Origin of the sequence: Peterkaempfera griseoplana, assembly GCF_001418575.1 — a bacterium.
Lineage (GTDB): Bacteria > Actinomycetota > Actinomycetes > Streptomycetales > Streptomycetaceae > Peterkaempfera > Peterkaempfera griseoplana.
Genome location: NZ_LIQR01000231.1, coordinates 1 through 13,627 on the forward strand (window position 1 = coordinate 1; position 13,627 = coordinate 13,627).

11 protein-coding genes are annotated in these 13,627 nt (G+C 71.8%); 5 read left to right on the forward strand and 6 right to left on the reverse strand.

What is annotated here, in order from left to right:
- Positions 1-848, reverse strand: an 848-nt coding sequence (locus tag AOK09_RS17975) for an aminotransferase class I/II-fold pyridoxal phosphate-dependent enzyme (protein ID WP_157875935.1), incomplete at its 3' end; no start/stop codon positions are given.
- A gap of 125 nt (positions 849-973) precedes the next feature.
- On the opposite strand from AOK09_RS17975, the gene AOK09_RS17980 reads away from it, so the two are divergent.
- Complete coding sequence (locus AOK09_RS17980) at positions 974-1,807, forward strand: alpha/beta fold hydrolase (RefSeq protein ID WP_055588226.1); 834 nt, start codon at positions 974-976, stop codon at positions 1,805-1,807.
- 85 nt (positions 1,808-1,892) lie between these two features.
- Here AOK09_RS17980 and AOK09_RS17985 read toward each other — a convergent pair whose 3' ends face one another.
- The gene (locus AOK09_RS17985; RefSeq protein ID WP_055588227.1) at positions 1,893-3,077 is read right to left on the reverse strand and encodes a CaiB/BaiF CoA transferase family protein; all 1,185 of its coding nucleotides are present in this window, start codon (positions 3,075-3,077) and stop codon (positions 1,893-1,895) included.
- A gap of 131 nt (positions 3,078-3,208) precedes the next feature.
- Between AOK09_RS17985 and AOK09_RS17990 the strand changes: the two genes are divergently transcribed.
- Positions 3,209-4,159 carry a serine hydrolase gene (locus tag AOK09_RS17990; protein ID WP_063795993.1) on the forward strand — a complete coding sequence of 317 codons (951 nt, stop codon included), beginning with the start codon at positions 3,209-3,211 and terminating at the stop codon, positions 4,157-4,159.
- A 108-nt stretch (positions 4,160-4,267) separates the two neighbouring features.
- Positions 4,268-5,707, forward strand: coding sequence for a sugar porter family MFS transporter (locus AOK09_RS17995; RefSeq protein ID WP_055588228.1), 1,440 nt, complete (start codon positions 4,268-4,270; stop codon positions 5,705-5,707).
- Between the two features lie 130 nt (positions 5,708-5,837).
- Here the strand turns inward: AOK09_RS17995 and AOK09_RS18000 are convergent, their stop codons facing one another.
- The 4 genes from AOK09_RS18000 to AOK09_RS18015 form a co-directional block, all read right to left on the reverse strand.
- Positions 5,838-6,902: a S1 family peptidase gene (locus tag AOK09_RS18000; RefSeq protein WP_055588229.1), complete on the reverse strand. Its 1,065-nt coding sequence runs from the start codon at positions 6,900-6,902 to the stop codon at positions 5,838-5,840.
- 240 nt (positions 6,903-7,142) lie between these two features.
- Entirely contained in the window at positions 7,143-8,066 is a 924-nt protein-coding gene (locus AOK09_RS18005; RefSeq protein ID WP_055588230.1) for a carbohydrate ABC transporter permease, read from the reverse strand.
- Complete coding sequence (locus AOK09_RS18010; protein WP_055588234.1) at positions 8,063-8,992, reverse strand: carbohydrate ABC transporter permease; 930 nt, start codon at positions 8,990-8,992, stop codon at positions 8,063-8,065. The genes AOK09_RS18005 and AOK09_RS18010 overlap by 4 nt, the downstream gene beginning before the upstream one ends.
- Before the next feature lie 162 nt (positions 8,993-9,154).
- The gene (locus AOK09_RS18015) at positions 9,155-10,465 is read right to left on the reverse strand and encodes an ABC transporter substrate-binding protein (protein WP_055588231.1); all 1,311 of its coding nucleotides are present in this window, start codon (positions 10,463-10,465) and stop codon (positions 9,155-9,157) included.
- A 541-nt stretch (positions 10,466-11,006) separates the two neighbouring features.
- On the opposite strand from AOK09_RS18015, the gene AOK09_RS18020 reads away from it, so the two are divergent.
- Together AOK09_RS18020 and AOK09_RS18025 are read left to right on the forward strand one after the other, a co-directional pair.
- The gene (locus AOK09_RS18020; protein WP_055588232.1) at positions 11,007-12,413 is read left to right on the forward strand and encodes a glutamate decarboxylase; all 1,407 of its coding nucleotides are present in this window, start codon (positions 11,007-11,009) and stop codon (positions 12,411-12,413) included.
- Positions 12,414-12,426: 13 nt separating this feature from the next.
- Positions 12,427-13,563: an aminopeptidase P family protein gene (locus tag AOK09_RS18025; protein WP_055588233.1), complete on the forward strand. Its 1,137-nt coding sequence runs from the start codon at positions 12,427-12,429 to the stop codon at positions 13,561-13,563.
- The last annotated feature ends 64 nt before the right edge of the window (positions 13,564-13,627 follow it).

The window sequence follows — 13,627 nt, forward strand, 5'->3', positions numbered from 1 at the left end:
TCGATCAGGATGGTGCGCTCGGGGGCCAGGGCGGCCAGCGGTGGCGGGGCGTCCCGGTGCAGAAAGGCCCAGACGCTGTCCTCGATGGCATGGAGGTCCGCCTGCCGCAGCACGTCCGCGAGTTCGGCCCGCCGCTGCGGCCCCATGGTGGTGCCGAAGGGGTTGTGCAGGGTGGGCTGCAGATAGACGGCCCGCAGCGGGGTGCTGCGGTGCGCCGCGGCCAGCGCGTCGGGACGCAGTCCGCCCTCGTCCGTCTCCACGGGGACCAGGACGACGCCGAGGCGGGCGGCGATGGCCTTGACCACGGGGTAGGTGAGCGCCTCCACCCCGAGGCGGCCGCCGGGCGGGACGTGTGCCGCGATGGCGGCGGCGATCGCGGACCGGCCGGATCCGGCGAACAGGATGTGCGCCGGGTCCGGCGCCCAGCCGTCCCGGCTCAGCAGTGCCGCCGCCGCGCCACGGGCCGCAGCCGTACCGGTGGCCCCCGCCGGGCGCAGCGCCTCGGCCAGGGCGTCCGGGCGGAGCATCCGGCCCAGGCCCTCGGCGAGCAGGGCGGTCTGGCCGGGGACCTGGGGGTGGTTGAGCTCCAGGTCGATCCGGGCCGCGGCGGGTTCGGCGAGAGCGGGTGCGCCGGGCGGGGCGGCCGCCCGTACGAAGGTGCCCCGGCCCACCTCTCCGACGACCAGTCCGCGGCTGGTCAGTTCGCGGTAGACCCGGCCGGCCGTGGAGTTGGCGATGCCGCGGCTGCGGGCGAAGGCTCGCTGCGGGGGCAGGCGGTCGCCGGGGCGGAGCCGTCCGGCGGCGATCTCGGCCGCCAGGGCGTCCGCGACGGCCCGGTAGTCCTCCATGGGTCCTCCCACCCTCATCCGCACATTGCACCGAGGTCAATGATGCTATTGCACCGACCAGTGCTTCGGCCATAGCCTCGGGGCAGCGCCGCGCCGGCGGCGACGGACGGGGGAGGGACACATCCATGGGGACTCTGACCGCGGGCGGGATCACCGTCGGCTACGACGACCGGGGCACCGGGGAGCCACTGCTGCTCGTCCACGGCCACCCCTTCGACCGCTCGATGTGGGCGCCGCAGCTCGCCGCCCTCCCCGGGCTGGGCCTCCGGGTGATCGCACCGGATCTGCGGGGCTACGGGGAGAGCTCGGTGGTGCCGGGCCGCACCCTGCTGGAGGTCTTCGCCCGCGACCTGGCCGCGCTGCTGGACCGGCTGGGTCTGCCGCAGGTGCTGCTGGGCGGGCTTTCCATGGGCGGCCAGATCGCCATGGAGTTCTGCCGGCTCTTCCCGGGCCGCGTACGGGGGCTGATGCTCGCCGACACCTTCCACCGGGCGGACACCGAGGCCGACCGTGCCTGGCGCCACTCCATGGCCGACCGGATGCTGGCCGAGGGCATGTCCGGCTATGCGGACGAGGTGCTGGACCGGATGATCGCCCCCTACAACGTCCGGGCGCTGCCGGAGGTGGCCGCCCGGGTGCGGGCCATGATGGCGGGTGCGCCGCCCGAGGGGGCCGCGGCCGCGCTGCGGGGGCGTGCGGAACGGCCCGACTACCGGGACGTACTGGCACAGCTCGGCGTGCCGACCCTGGTGGTGGTCGGGCGGGACGACTTCTACACCCCGGTGTCCGACGCGGAGGAGATGCACCGGCTGGTGGCCGGTTCGGAGCTCGCGGTGGTCGAGGGCGCGGGCCATCTGCCGAACCTGGAGCAGCCGGCGGAGTTCAACCGCATCCTGGAGGCCTTCCTCACCGGGCGGGGGCTGCTCGGCGGACGGGCCGCGGTCGTCGACCACCAGTAACGGTCGCCGCGCGGCCCACAGCCCCCGGCTGCCCGTGGAACCCCGCCCCGGCCCGCCGAGCCAAGCCCGCTGACGGCACGCCACCTCACGGCGGGGGCGGCACGGGGCTGCCCGCCGCAGCCGACCCGTCCCCGGGGCCGGCCCCGAACTCCTCCCGCAGCGACGCCGTGTGCTCCCCCAGGGCCGGCACGGGGCCCATCGGGGCTTCACGGCCCGCGACCGTGACCGGCGGCAGCAGTCCGCGCAGCGGCCCGGCGGAGGTGTCGAAGGTGCGCCAGCGGTCGCGGGCGGCCAGCTGGGGATGGTCCGCGAACTCGCCGACCGTGCGGAGCCTGGCGTTGGCGATCCCGGCAGCGTCCAGCACCTCGGCAAGTCCGTCCGCGGTGTGCTCTGCGAAGCAGTCCTCCAGCACCGCGGTGAGCTCGTCGTCATGGGCCCTGCGCCGCGGGTTGTCGGCGAAGCGGGGGTCCCGGGTGAGGTCGGGACGGCCCAGGACCTGTTCGCAGAGCAGCACCCACTCGCGGTCGTTCTGCACGCTGAGGTAGAGCTGCGCGCCGTCGCCGGTGCGGTAGTGGCCGTAGGGGGAGATGGAGGGGTGCCGGGCGCCGCTCCTGGCGAGCGGCGAGCCGCCGTGGGCCTGGGAGTGGTACGGGTGCCCCATCCACTCCCCCAGGGCGTCCAGCAGGGAGACCTCCAGGGCGCTGCCCTCGCCGGTGTGCCCGCGCTCGTAGAGGGCGGTGAGGATGCCGGTGAGGACGTACATCCCGCCGGCGATGTCGGCGACGGAGATCCCGGGGCGGACCGGCTGCTCCGGGGTGCCGGTGATGGAGAGCAGTCCCGCCTCGCACTGGACCAGCAGGTCGTAGGCCTTCTTGTCCCGGTAGGGGCCGTCGGTCCCGTACCCGGACAGCGAGCAGGTGATCAGACGGGGGTGCCGGGCGCACAGCCGCTCGGCGGCGAGGCCGAGGCGGTCGGCGGCACCGGGGGCGAGGTTCTGGACGAAGACGTCGGCGCGGGCCAGCATCCGGTCGAGCAGGGCGCGGTCGGCGTCCGCCCTGAGGTCCAGGACGGCGCTCTCCTTGCCCCGGTTGAGCCAGACGAAGTACGCGGAGAGGCCGCCGGCGCTGCGGTCGTAGTCGCGGGCGAAGTCACCCCCCGGGCGTTCGACCTTGATCACCCGGGCGCCGAGATCTGCCAGCTGGCGGGTGGCGAAGGGCACGGCGACGGCCTGCTCCAGCGCGACGACGGTGACACCTTCGAGGGGCTGCATCGCGGGCTCGCCTCCGGTTGCCGGGTGGACCACGCTATCGGGCGCGTGGCGCTGGCGGGATGGGGGCCACCCGGTGCGGCAGACTCCCGAGCACGCCCGGTCGGTCGGGCCTGTGCCTGTGGAAGGTTTCCATGCGTCTCTCCCTGTCCGGTCCGGTCCGGCGGACCGCGCCGGTGGCGCTGCTGCTGGCGGTGCTGCCGCTGGCTGTTCCCGCCCCTGCGGCGGCCCGCACGCGGGACGCCGGGTCCATCTGCTCCTCGGACGACCATCCCCGGCTGGCCTCCAGGCTCTCCGACGACATCGGCTCCGCGCTGGCGGGCCGGGCCGGGACGGTCTCGGTGGGGCTGTGGGACCGGGACACCGGCACCTGGTGCGGGGTCGGCTACACCCGGCACTACGACTCGGCGAGCGTGGTGAAGGCGATGGTGATGGCGGCGGTGCTGCGCCGCGCCCAGGAAGCCGGCCGGCATCTGACCGCCCGTGAGAACCGGCTGATCACCGCCATGATCACCAGGTCGGACAACGACGCCACCACGGTCCTGTGGCGCGGTCTGGGGCCGGACCGGGTGCAACGGTTCCTGGGGCTCGCGGGTCTGAGCCACACCGTCCTCAACGACGGCGGCTCCTGGGGGCTGACCCGGATCACGGCGCAGGACGAGATGCAGGTGCTGGCCCTGTTCGACAGTGACAACGAGGTGCTGTCGCCGGCGTCGCGGGCCTACGGCATGAGGCAGCTGGCGAGCGTGGTGGCGACCCAGCGCTGGGGGACGCCGGCCGGGGCGCCGTCCGGGGTGGGCGTCCATGTGAAGAACGGCTGGCTGCCGCGGTCGACCCATGGCTGGCGGGTGCACAGCATCGGGGACTTCACCCGGCCGGACAGGCCGGGGTACCGGCTGGTGGTGCTCAGCCACGACAACCGGACCATGGCCTACGGGGTGGCGACGATCGAGCGCGTGGCACGGGTGGTCCACCGGGATCTGGACCAGCCCGTCGAGGAGCCGGAGGAGGAGCCGTCGGACGGGCCCGCGTATCCGCCCGCCGAGGAGCCGGCGCTTGAGCCGGAGGATCTTCTCTTCAAGTAATGAAGGCTTCCGAGTTGTCTCCTGCGGTTTGACTACGTAAGTTGAATTCTCAATGGCATCTGCAGCACCGCCATGTTCAACAAGTGGAACCTTTCGCAGGAGCAACAAGTGAGCGTCACCAAGCCTCCGGCCGCCCGCCGGGCCGCCGCACCGGCCGCGTCAGCAGCCGGTTCCGAGCATCTCGCGCATGTGGTGTTCATCACCGCGGCGGCCGCTCTGGGCGGGTTCCTGTTCGGCTACGACAGCTCGGTGATCAACGGCGCCGTCTCCGGTATCAAGGACCGCTTCGGCGTGGGCGACAACGTCAGCTGGGTCGTCGCCTCGGCGCTGCTGGGCTCGGCGGTGGGTGCCGCGATGGCCGGGCGGTTCGCCGACCGCTGGGGCCGCATCCGGGTGATGAAGATCGCCGCCATCCTGTTCGCGGTGAGCTCGGTGGGTTCGGCACTGCCCTTCTCCGTCTGGGACCTCACCTTCTGGCGGGTCTTCGGCGGCGCGGCCATCGGCATCGCCTCGGTGATCGCCCCGGCGTACATCGCCGAGGTCGCCCCCACCGCGTACCGCGGCCGGCTGGCCTCCTTCCAGCAGCTGGCGATCGTGCTCGGCATCGCCGTCTCCCAGCTGGTGAACTGGGCCATCGACAAGGGCGCCGGCAGCGACGTCCGCGGGCACCTCGGCGGCCTGGAGGCCTGGCAGTGGATGCTGGGCGCCTGCCTGGTACCGGCCGTGATCTACTTCGTGCTCGCCTCGGTGATCCCCGAGTCGCCCCGCTTCCTGGTCTCGGCGGGCCGCATCGAGGAGGCGCGCGCCGTGCTGCGCGACGTCGAGGGCGACGCGGTGGACACCGGTTCCCGGATCTCCGAGATCCGCGAGCTGATCGCCTCCGACCACAAGCCGCGCTTCCAGGACCTGCTCGGCGGCCGCTTCGGGCTGCTGCCGGTCGTCTGGATCGGCATCCTGCTGTCGGTCTTCCAGCAGCTGGTCGGCATCAATGTGATCTTCTACTACTCCTCGATCCTGTGGCAGTCCGTCGGCATCGACCAGAGCAGCTCCCTGCTGATCAGCTTCTCCAGCTCGGTCATCAACATCGTGGGCACCCTGATCGCCATCGCCTGCATCGACCGGATCGGCCGCAAGCCGCTCGCCCTGATCGGCTCCGCCGGCATGGCGGTCTCGCTGGGCACCGCCGCCTGGGCCTTCAGCTACGCCACCGGCAGCGGCAGCCATGTCACCATCCCTGACCTGCAGGGCACCGTCGCGCTGGTGGCGGCCAACGCCTTCGTGCTCTTCTTCGCCATGTCCTGGGGCGTGGTGGTGTGGGTGATGCTGGGCGAGATGTTCCCCAACCGGGTCCGCGCCGCGGCCCTGTCGCTGGCCGCCTCGGCGCAGTGGATCGCCAACTGGGCGATCACCGTGTCGTTCCCGCGGATGTCCAGCTGGAACCTCTCCGCGACCTACATCATCTACGCCGTCTTCGCCGCACTGTCGATCCCCTTCGTCGCCCGGTTCGTCCGGGAGACCAAGGGCAAGCGGCTGGAGGAGATGGGCTGACGGCCCCTGTCCCCCGGACGGCCGGCCATGGCCTCGCCCCCCGCATCGGCGAGGCCATGGCCGGCCGCGTGTGCGGCGGACGGCGGCAGGCCCCGGGCGGGGTGGATCGCCCGGGGCCCGTCCGCGCCCGTCAGTAGACGCTGACGCCGTAGTAGCTCAGCGCCTCGGTGACCGGCTGGAAGTAGGTCACCCCGCCCGAGGTGCAGTTGCCGCTGCCGCCCGAGGTGAGGCCGTAGGCGACGGTGCCGGCGTAGAGGGAGCCGCCGCTGTCGCCGCCCTCGGCGCAGACGGTGGTCCTGATCAGACCGCTGACCGTTCCCTCGGCGTAGTTCACCGTGGAGTTGAGGGCGGTCACGGTGCCGCTGTGGACGCCCGTGGTGGAGCCGCTGCGGTAGACGGTCTGGCCGACCGACGGGGTGCCCGCGGAGGCGATGTCCTGGTAGGACCCGTTGTAGAGGGAGACGTTCCCGGCCGGGGTGCCGCTGGTGGTGTACTGCACCAGGGCGAAGTCGTTGCCCGGGAACCAGGAGTCGTAGGTGGTGCCGATCCTGGTGCTCTGCGAGGAGTTGGAGTACCAGGTGGAGGCCACGTTGCCGCAGTGGCCCGCGGTCAGGAAGTAGTAGGTCGAGCCGGCCTTGACGTTGAAGCCGAGGGAGCAGCGGTAGCCGCCGCCGTAGATGGCCTGGCCTCCGCTGAGCCGCAGGCTCAGGGTGCCGGGCACGTTCTCCACCCGGACGCTGGCGCCGAGCGCTTTGGCCGCCTTCTGCAGCCTGGCCAGCTTGGCGCCCTTGACCGTGGAGTCGGCGGAGATCAGGACCTGGTTGGTGCTGGGGTCGACGGCCCATGCGGTGCCGGGGATGCGGGCCGTACGGTCCAGGGTGTCGGTGGCCGCTTTGAGCTGCGCCCCGCTGCGGGTGACCAGCTGGGGGACCGCTCCCTCGGAGCGGACCGTGGCAGCGGAGGCGGAGTCGGTGACCGTGACGACCAGGCGTCCGTTGCGGACGTAGGAGCCGGCGGTGTGCGCGTCGCCGAGCTGCTGCTGGACCTTGGCCGACAGGGTGGACACCTGCTGCGGGCTGAGAGCCTGCGCCTCGGCGGCTTGTGCCTGGGGCAGGGCGAGGGCGGTGGCGGTGAGCACGGCTGCCGCGGTGGCGAGCAGTGCGGTGCGACGGCCGTGGGTGCGACTGTTCCTCACGCGGGTCTCCTGGAGACTTGAGGAGCGGACACGGGGGCGTGCCCGGGCCCGCCGGTTGGCGGGCGCCAAGTGGCCCGGTGCGCGGCGACCGCAGGGGTAAGCGGTTGCAGGCCGCGTACATGTCAAGCCGCTAGAAGTCTCCACGCGCGTTGAGCGACGCCGCAAGTACCGCTTCCGGCGACTTGTGGCCAGTGGCGGGAGTCCGCCGTGGGCACTCCCGCCACCGCACCGCCACCCGGCTCAGCCCTTGCTCGACCCCAGGGTGAGGCCCGCGATGAAGTGCCGCTGCAGCACGAAGAAGATCACCACGGTGGGCAGCGCCACCAGCACCGAACCGGCCGCCAGCAGGTTGTAGTCGGTGAAGAACTGACCGCGCAGATTGTTGAGCGCACTGGTCACCGGCAGCTTCTCCGGATCGTTGATCAGCACCAGCGCCCACAGGAAGTCGTTGTACATCCAGGTGAACTCCAGTGTGGCCAGCGCCGCCAGAGCCGGCCGGCAGAGCGGCAGCGTGATCCGCCAGTACTGGGTCCACACCCCGGCGCCGTCCACGATCGCCGCCTCCACGATCTCCTCGGGCAGCGCCCGCATGAAATTGGTGAGGACGAAGACGCAGAACCCCAGCTGGAAGGCGACCTGGACCGCGATCACCCCCAGGTAGGAGTCATAGAGCACCTGGGAGTCGGAGAGCTCGTACGGCAGCGCGATGTGGTTGAACATCACATACAGCGGCGTCACCAGCACCTGGGGCGGCAGCAGATTGCCCGCGGTGAACATGATCAGCAGCACCAGGCCGCCGCGCACCCGCACCCTGGCGACCGCGAAGGCCACAAAGGAGGCCAGCAGCAGGGTGATCACCACCCCGGGCACCGCGATGATCATCGAGTTGACGAAGTTGCGGCTCATCCCCGACTGGGTGAAGGCCTGCCGGTAGTAGTCCAGGCTCAGGTGGCGCGGCAGCGAGAAGTAGCCGTCCTTGGCGGTCTCCTGGTACGGCCGCAGCGAGGCGTACACGGCCAGCAGCACCGGGGCCAGCCAGCCGAGGGCCACCACGCAGAGGAAGGCGTGCAGCACCAGCCGGGCGGGGCGGGTGCGCCGGACGGGCCGGCCCGGGGGCCGGTCCGGGCCGAGGTCGGCGGCGGGCGGTGCGGCGAGTGCGGTCATGGGCGGTCTCCCCGGGGTGCCTTGCGCGGTCGGGTCCGGCGGCGGGCCCTGGTGCCGTAGCGGTCCTCGCGGAGCTCCTGGGCGAGGTACCCGATGATGCAGCCGATCGAGACCACCAGCAGCAGCACCGCCACCGCGGAGCCGAAGCCGATCCGGCTGGCCTCGCCGATGATGTTGTCGGTGACCAGCACACTGAGCAGTTCCAGGCCGTTGCGGCCGTGATTGACCGCATAGACGATGTCGAAGGCGCGCAGCGCCTCGATCACGGTGATCACGCCGACGATGATGTTCACCGGCCGCAGGGTGGGCAGCACCACCCGGAAGAAGGCCTGTGCCTCGTTGGCGCCGTCGATGGCGGCGGCCTCCTTGAGCGAGGGGTCCACCGACTTCAGCCCGGCCAGATAGAGGATCATCACATAGCCGGTGTGCCGCCACCCGGCCAGCAGCAGCACGGCCCAGAGGTTGATGCTGGGGTCGCCGATCCAGTCCACCGGGTCCTGGGTGCGGCCCAGCAGGCTGTTGAGCGCCCCCTGGTCGCGGGAGAAGATCAGCTGGGCGATGAAGCCGATCACCGCCAGCGAGAGCACCACCGGCAGGTAGAGCGCGCTCTGGTAGAAGCGGCTGAAGCGGATGCCGCGGTCCAGGAGCACCGCGAAGAAGAGGCCCAGCGGGGTGGCGACCAGCGCCAGGAAGCCCAGCCAGACGAGGTTGTGACGAACCGCCGGCCAGAACGGCGGATAGTTGGTGGTGACGTCGACATAGTTGCGGCCGCCCACCCCGTGGATGGCTCCGATGCCGTCCCAGGAGGTGAAGGAGAGCCCCACGGAGGCCAGCGCGGGCCCCCAGACCAGCGCGAGGTCCAGCAGGACCGGGATGCCCAGCAGCAGCCCCAGCACCAGCAGGTCGCGACGGCTGAGGCGGCGCAGCCGGGGTCTGCGGCGGGCCGTCCGCGCCGGCCGGTCCGGGAGGACGGCCGGGGCGGGATCGGCGACGGCCGCCGCCGGCCCGGCCGCCGGCCCCGGCTGCGGGGTGGCGGCGGGGTCCGCGGCGGTCCGGCGGGTGGTGTCCGACACGGTGGTCCCCTCGGTTCAGCCCTCGGTGGCGAAGATGGACTTCTTCTGCCGCTCGATGTCGTTGACCAGCCCGTCGACGTCCTTGGGGTTGTTGATGAACTGCTGGATCGCCGGAATCATCACGGTGGACGCGAAGTCGGGCCGGGTGTCGCGGTCGAGGAACTGCGAGACGTGCTTGGCGGAGGAGACCAGCTGCACCGCCTTCTGCTGGAGCGGGCCGTACTTGCTGGTGTCGGCGGCCGAGTTGACGGCGATGTTGTTGGGGTCGCCGGCGATGTAGGCCTCCTCGGCGGCGGGCGTGGCGAGGTACTTCAGCAGCTGCCGGGCGCCGTCCTTGTCCCCGCCGCGGCGGGGCAGCAGAAAGCCGTCGATGGGTGCCTCCACCGAGTCCTGGCCCCACTGGGGGTCGATCTCGGGGAAGGCGAAGAAGTCCAGGTCGCCGCGGTCCGCCTCGGCGAACTGCTGCCCGGGGTGGGGCAGTCCGAAGACCGCCATACCGCTCTTCTTCTGCGCCAGGGTCTGCGCGGCCTCCTGCCAGGTGCGGCCGTTGGCGCCCTTGTCGTGGTACGGCATCAGGCCGCGCCAGAGGTCGAAGACATGCTTGACCTTGGGGTCGGTCCAGGCCTCCTTGCCGGCCATCAGCGACTTGTGGAACTCGTAGCCGTTGGCCCGCATGTTCAGGTAGTCGAAGGTGCCCATGGCCGGCCAGCCGTCCTTGTCGCCGAGGGCGATGGGCACCAGCCCGTCCTTCTGCATCTGCTTGGCGAGGGCGGTGTACTCGTCGAGGGTCTTGGGGATCTGGTAGCCGTGCTGCTGGAAGACGCTCTTCCGGTAGAAGACGGCCCACGGGTAGTAGTAGAAGGGCACGAAGTACTGCTTGCCGTCCTGCCCGGTGGACTGGTCCTTGAGGGCCTGGGAGAAGCCGGTGAAGCCCTGCCAGAGGTCGTTGATGTCGTCCAGCAGGCCCTTGGCCGCGAAGAACTGCATCCGGTAGCCCGCGAACCACATGAAGACGTCGTCGGGTCTGCTCTGCAGATACCGGTTGATGTTCTCCTGGAAGGTGTTGTGGTCCGTGGTGCGTACGTCCACGGTGCGGCCGCTGCTGCTGTGGTAGCCGGCGATGACGTCGGTGTAGGCCTTGCGCGGGACCGGGTCGGAGGCGTTGGAGCCCAGGGTGACGGTGCCGTTGGCGCTGTCGCCGGAGCGCTTGGGACCACTGCTGCAGGCTGCCAGCAGGGAGGGGAGTGCGACGGCTCCGGCGCCGGCGACGGCGCCGCGCAGCAGACGGCGGCGAGAGACGATCGAGTCGGTGAATGAGTGCGCCATAACCCCTCCCGAGGGGTACTGGAGAGAACACAACCGAACGCGAGCGTGCAAATCGCACCAACCCATCGAGGCCCTGTCAAGGGTCCCTGCCGGATGAGAGCGCTTGCTACTTGTAACGGCTCATACCGCGGCGGCGGATGATCGCGTCCTTGCTCTTGCAAAGCCTCAGCTGACAGGCGTAGAACAAGTTTCGACAGCGGACCCCGAACCTCTTCCAACATGTTCGCACGCACCCGACCACCTTCCACCGCCGTGACGGCCCCCGCCCGGGTCGGCGCAGCGCGGGGTCCGGCAGGGCGCCGGCACCGGTACCGGGGGCGACTTCGCCGTGCCCGCCCCCCGCTGACGCCACCGGCGGCCTGGGCATCCCCTCTCCGCCGCATCCCCTCTCCGCCACTGCCCCCTCGGGCCCGCCCGCGGTCGCCGGACCGGCTCCCGGGGCGGCGGCCGCCGCCCCGGCACCTCCTCTCCTCGGGGTGCGCCCGCAGGGCGCCGGTGCGACGGTGAGGGAAACCCGCACCACCGAGGAGAGGACGCCAGCGTGGCGCTGCACAAGGGCCGGGACGACGACCGGCGACTCGCCGTCAACCCCTTTCTGGGCGAGGCCGACCCGCTCGGCCCGATGGCCGTCGCCCCTCCCCTGCACCGGCTGCCGGACGGCCCCATGCCGCCGGCCACGGCCTATCGGCTGATCCACGACGAACTCCTGCTCGACGGCAACGCCCGGCTGAACCTGGCGACGTTCGTCACCACCTGGATGGAACCCCAGGCCGAGACCCTGATGTCCGAGTGCTTCGACAAGAACATGATCGACAAGGACGAGTACCCCCAGACCGCCGAGCTGGAGCGGCGCTGTGTGGCGATGCTCGCCGACCTGTGGCACGCGCCCGACCCCGACCAGGCGGTGGGCTGCTCCACCACGGGCTCCAGCGAGGCCTGCATGCTCGGGGGGCTGGCCCTCAAACGCCGCTGGATGCGCCGCAACGCCGACCGGTACGCCGCCGGGGCCCGTCCCAACCTGGTGATGGGCATCAATGTGCAGGTCTGCTGGGAGAAGTTCTGCACCTACTGGGAGGTCGAGCCGCGGCTCGCCCCGATGCAGGGTGAGCGCTTCCATCTGGACGCCGAGCAGGCGGCGGCGCTCTGCGACGAGAACACCATCGGCGTGGTCGCCGTGCTCGGCTCCACCTTCGACGGCAGCTACGAACCGGTGTGGGACATCTGCACGGCCCTCGACGGCCTCCAGCAGCGCACCGGGCTGGACGTACCCGTCCATGTCGACGGAGCGTCCGGCGCGATGGTGGCGCCCTTCCTGGACGAGGCGCTGGAGTGGGACTTCCGCCAGCCGCGGGTCGCCTCCATCAACACCTCCGGGCACAAGTACGGTCTGGTCTACCCCGGCGTCGGCTGGGCGCTCTGGCGCGACCACGACGCGCTGCCCGAGGAACTGGTCTTCCGGGTGAACTACCTGGGCGGCGACATGCCCACCTTCGCGCTCAACTTCTCCCGTCCGGGCTCCGAGGTGGTCGCCCAGTACTACACCTTCCTGCGGCTGGGACGGGACGGCTACCGGGCCGTCCAGCAGGCGTCCCGGGATGTGGCAGGGCGGCTCGCGGCCGGGATCGAGGCGCTGGGCTGCTTCCGGATGCTGACCCGGGGCGACCAGCTGCCGGTGTTCGCCTTCACCACCACGGACGACGTCAGGACCTTCGACGTCTTCGACGTCTCCCGGCGGCTGCGCGAACGCGGCTGGCTGGTCCCCGCCTACACCTTCCCGGAGCAGCGCACCGACCTGTCGGTGCTGCGTATCGTCTGCCGCAACGGCTTCTCGCAGGACCTGGCCGACCTGCTGCTGGCCGACCTCGGCAGACTGGTGGAGGAACTGCACCACCAGCCGCGGCCCCTCCAGCAGTTCGGCGTCAAGGCCCGCAGCGCCTTCCATCACTGATCCAGGGAGAACCATGCCCGACATCGGCACCCCGCCCCCCGCACCGTTCACCCGCGACGACTACGCGGCACGGATGGCCCGTGCGGCCCGGTCGGCCGCCGAGGCAGGGCTCGCCGGACTGGTCGTGATGCCCGGCCCCGACCTCGCCTGGCTCACCGGCTATCTGCCGACGGCGACCACCGAGCGGCTCACCCTGCTGGCGCTCTCCGCCGACGAGCAGCCGCGGCTGCTGGTCCCGGCGCTGGAGCAGGGCGACGCGCTGGCGGCGCCCGGCGCCGGGGCGGTCACCGTCAGCGGCTGGCTGGACGGTGAGGACCCCTATGTCGCCGCGGCCGCGCTGCTGCGTCCGCAGGGCCGGTACGGGATCTCCGACTCCTCCTGGGCGCTGCACCTGCTGGGCTTGCAGCGCGCCCTGCCGGGGACGGCCTGGACCGGGCTGAGCGAGGCGCTGCCGATGCTGCGGGCGGTCAAGGACGAGGCGGAGCTGGAGCGGCTGGCGGCGGCGGGCGCGGCCGCCGACGCGGCGTACGAGGAGGTGCTCAAGGTGCGCTTCGCGGGGCGCCGGGAGTCCGAGGTCGCCGCGGACCTGGCCCGGCTGCTGCTGGAGCACGGCCACAGCCAGGTGGACTTCACCGTGGTGGGCTCCGGGCCCAACGGCGCCAACCCGCACCACGAGGCGGGTGAGCGGGTGATCGGGGAGGGCGACATGGTGGTGCTGGACTTCGGCGGGCTCAAGCACGGGTACGGCTCCGACACCACCCGTACGGTGCATGTCGGGGAGCCGGGGGCGGAGGAGCGCCGGGTGCACGACATCGTGCGGCAGGCGCAGCAGGCCGCCTTCGAGGCGGTCCGGCCGGGGATCTCCTGTCAGGACGTCGACCGGGTGGCCCGGGCGGTGATCACCGAGGCCGGCTACGGCGAGTACTTCATCCACCGCACCGGGCACGGCATCGGGGTGACCACCCATGAGCCGCCGTACCTGGTGGAGGGCGAGGAGCTGCCGCTGGTGCCGGGGATGTGCTTCTCCATCGAGCCGGGCATCTATCTGCCGGGTCGGTTCGGGGTGCGGATCGAGGACATCGTGGTCTGCACCGAGGACGGCGGCCGGCGGCTCAACTCCACCCCGCACGGGATGGCGGTGGTGGCCTAGCCGGACCTGTCCAGCGGCCCGCGCGGCCGCCGGCGGCCCTGGAGCGGAGGGGTGGGGGTGGCCG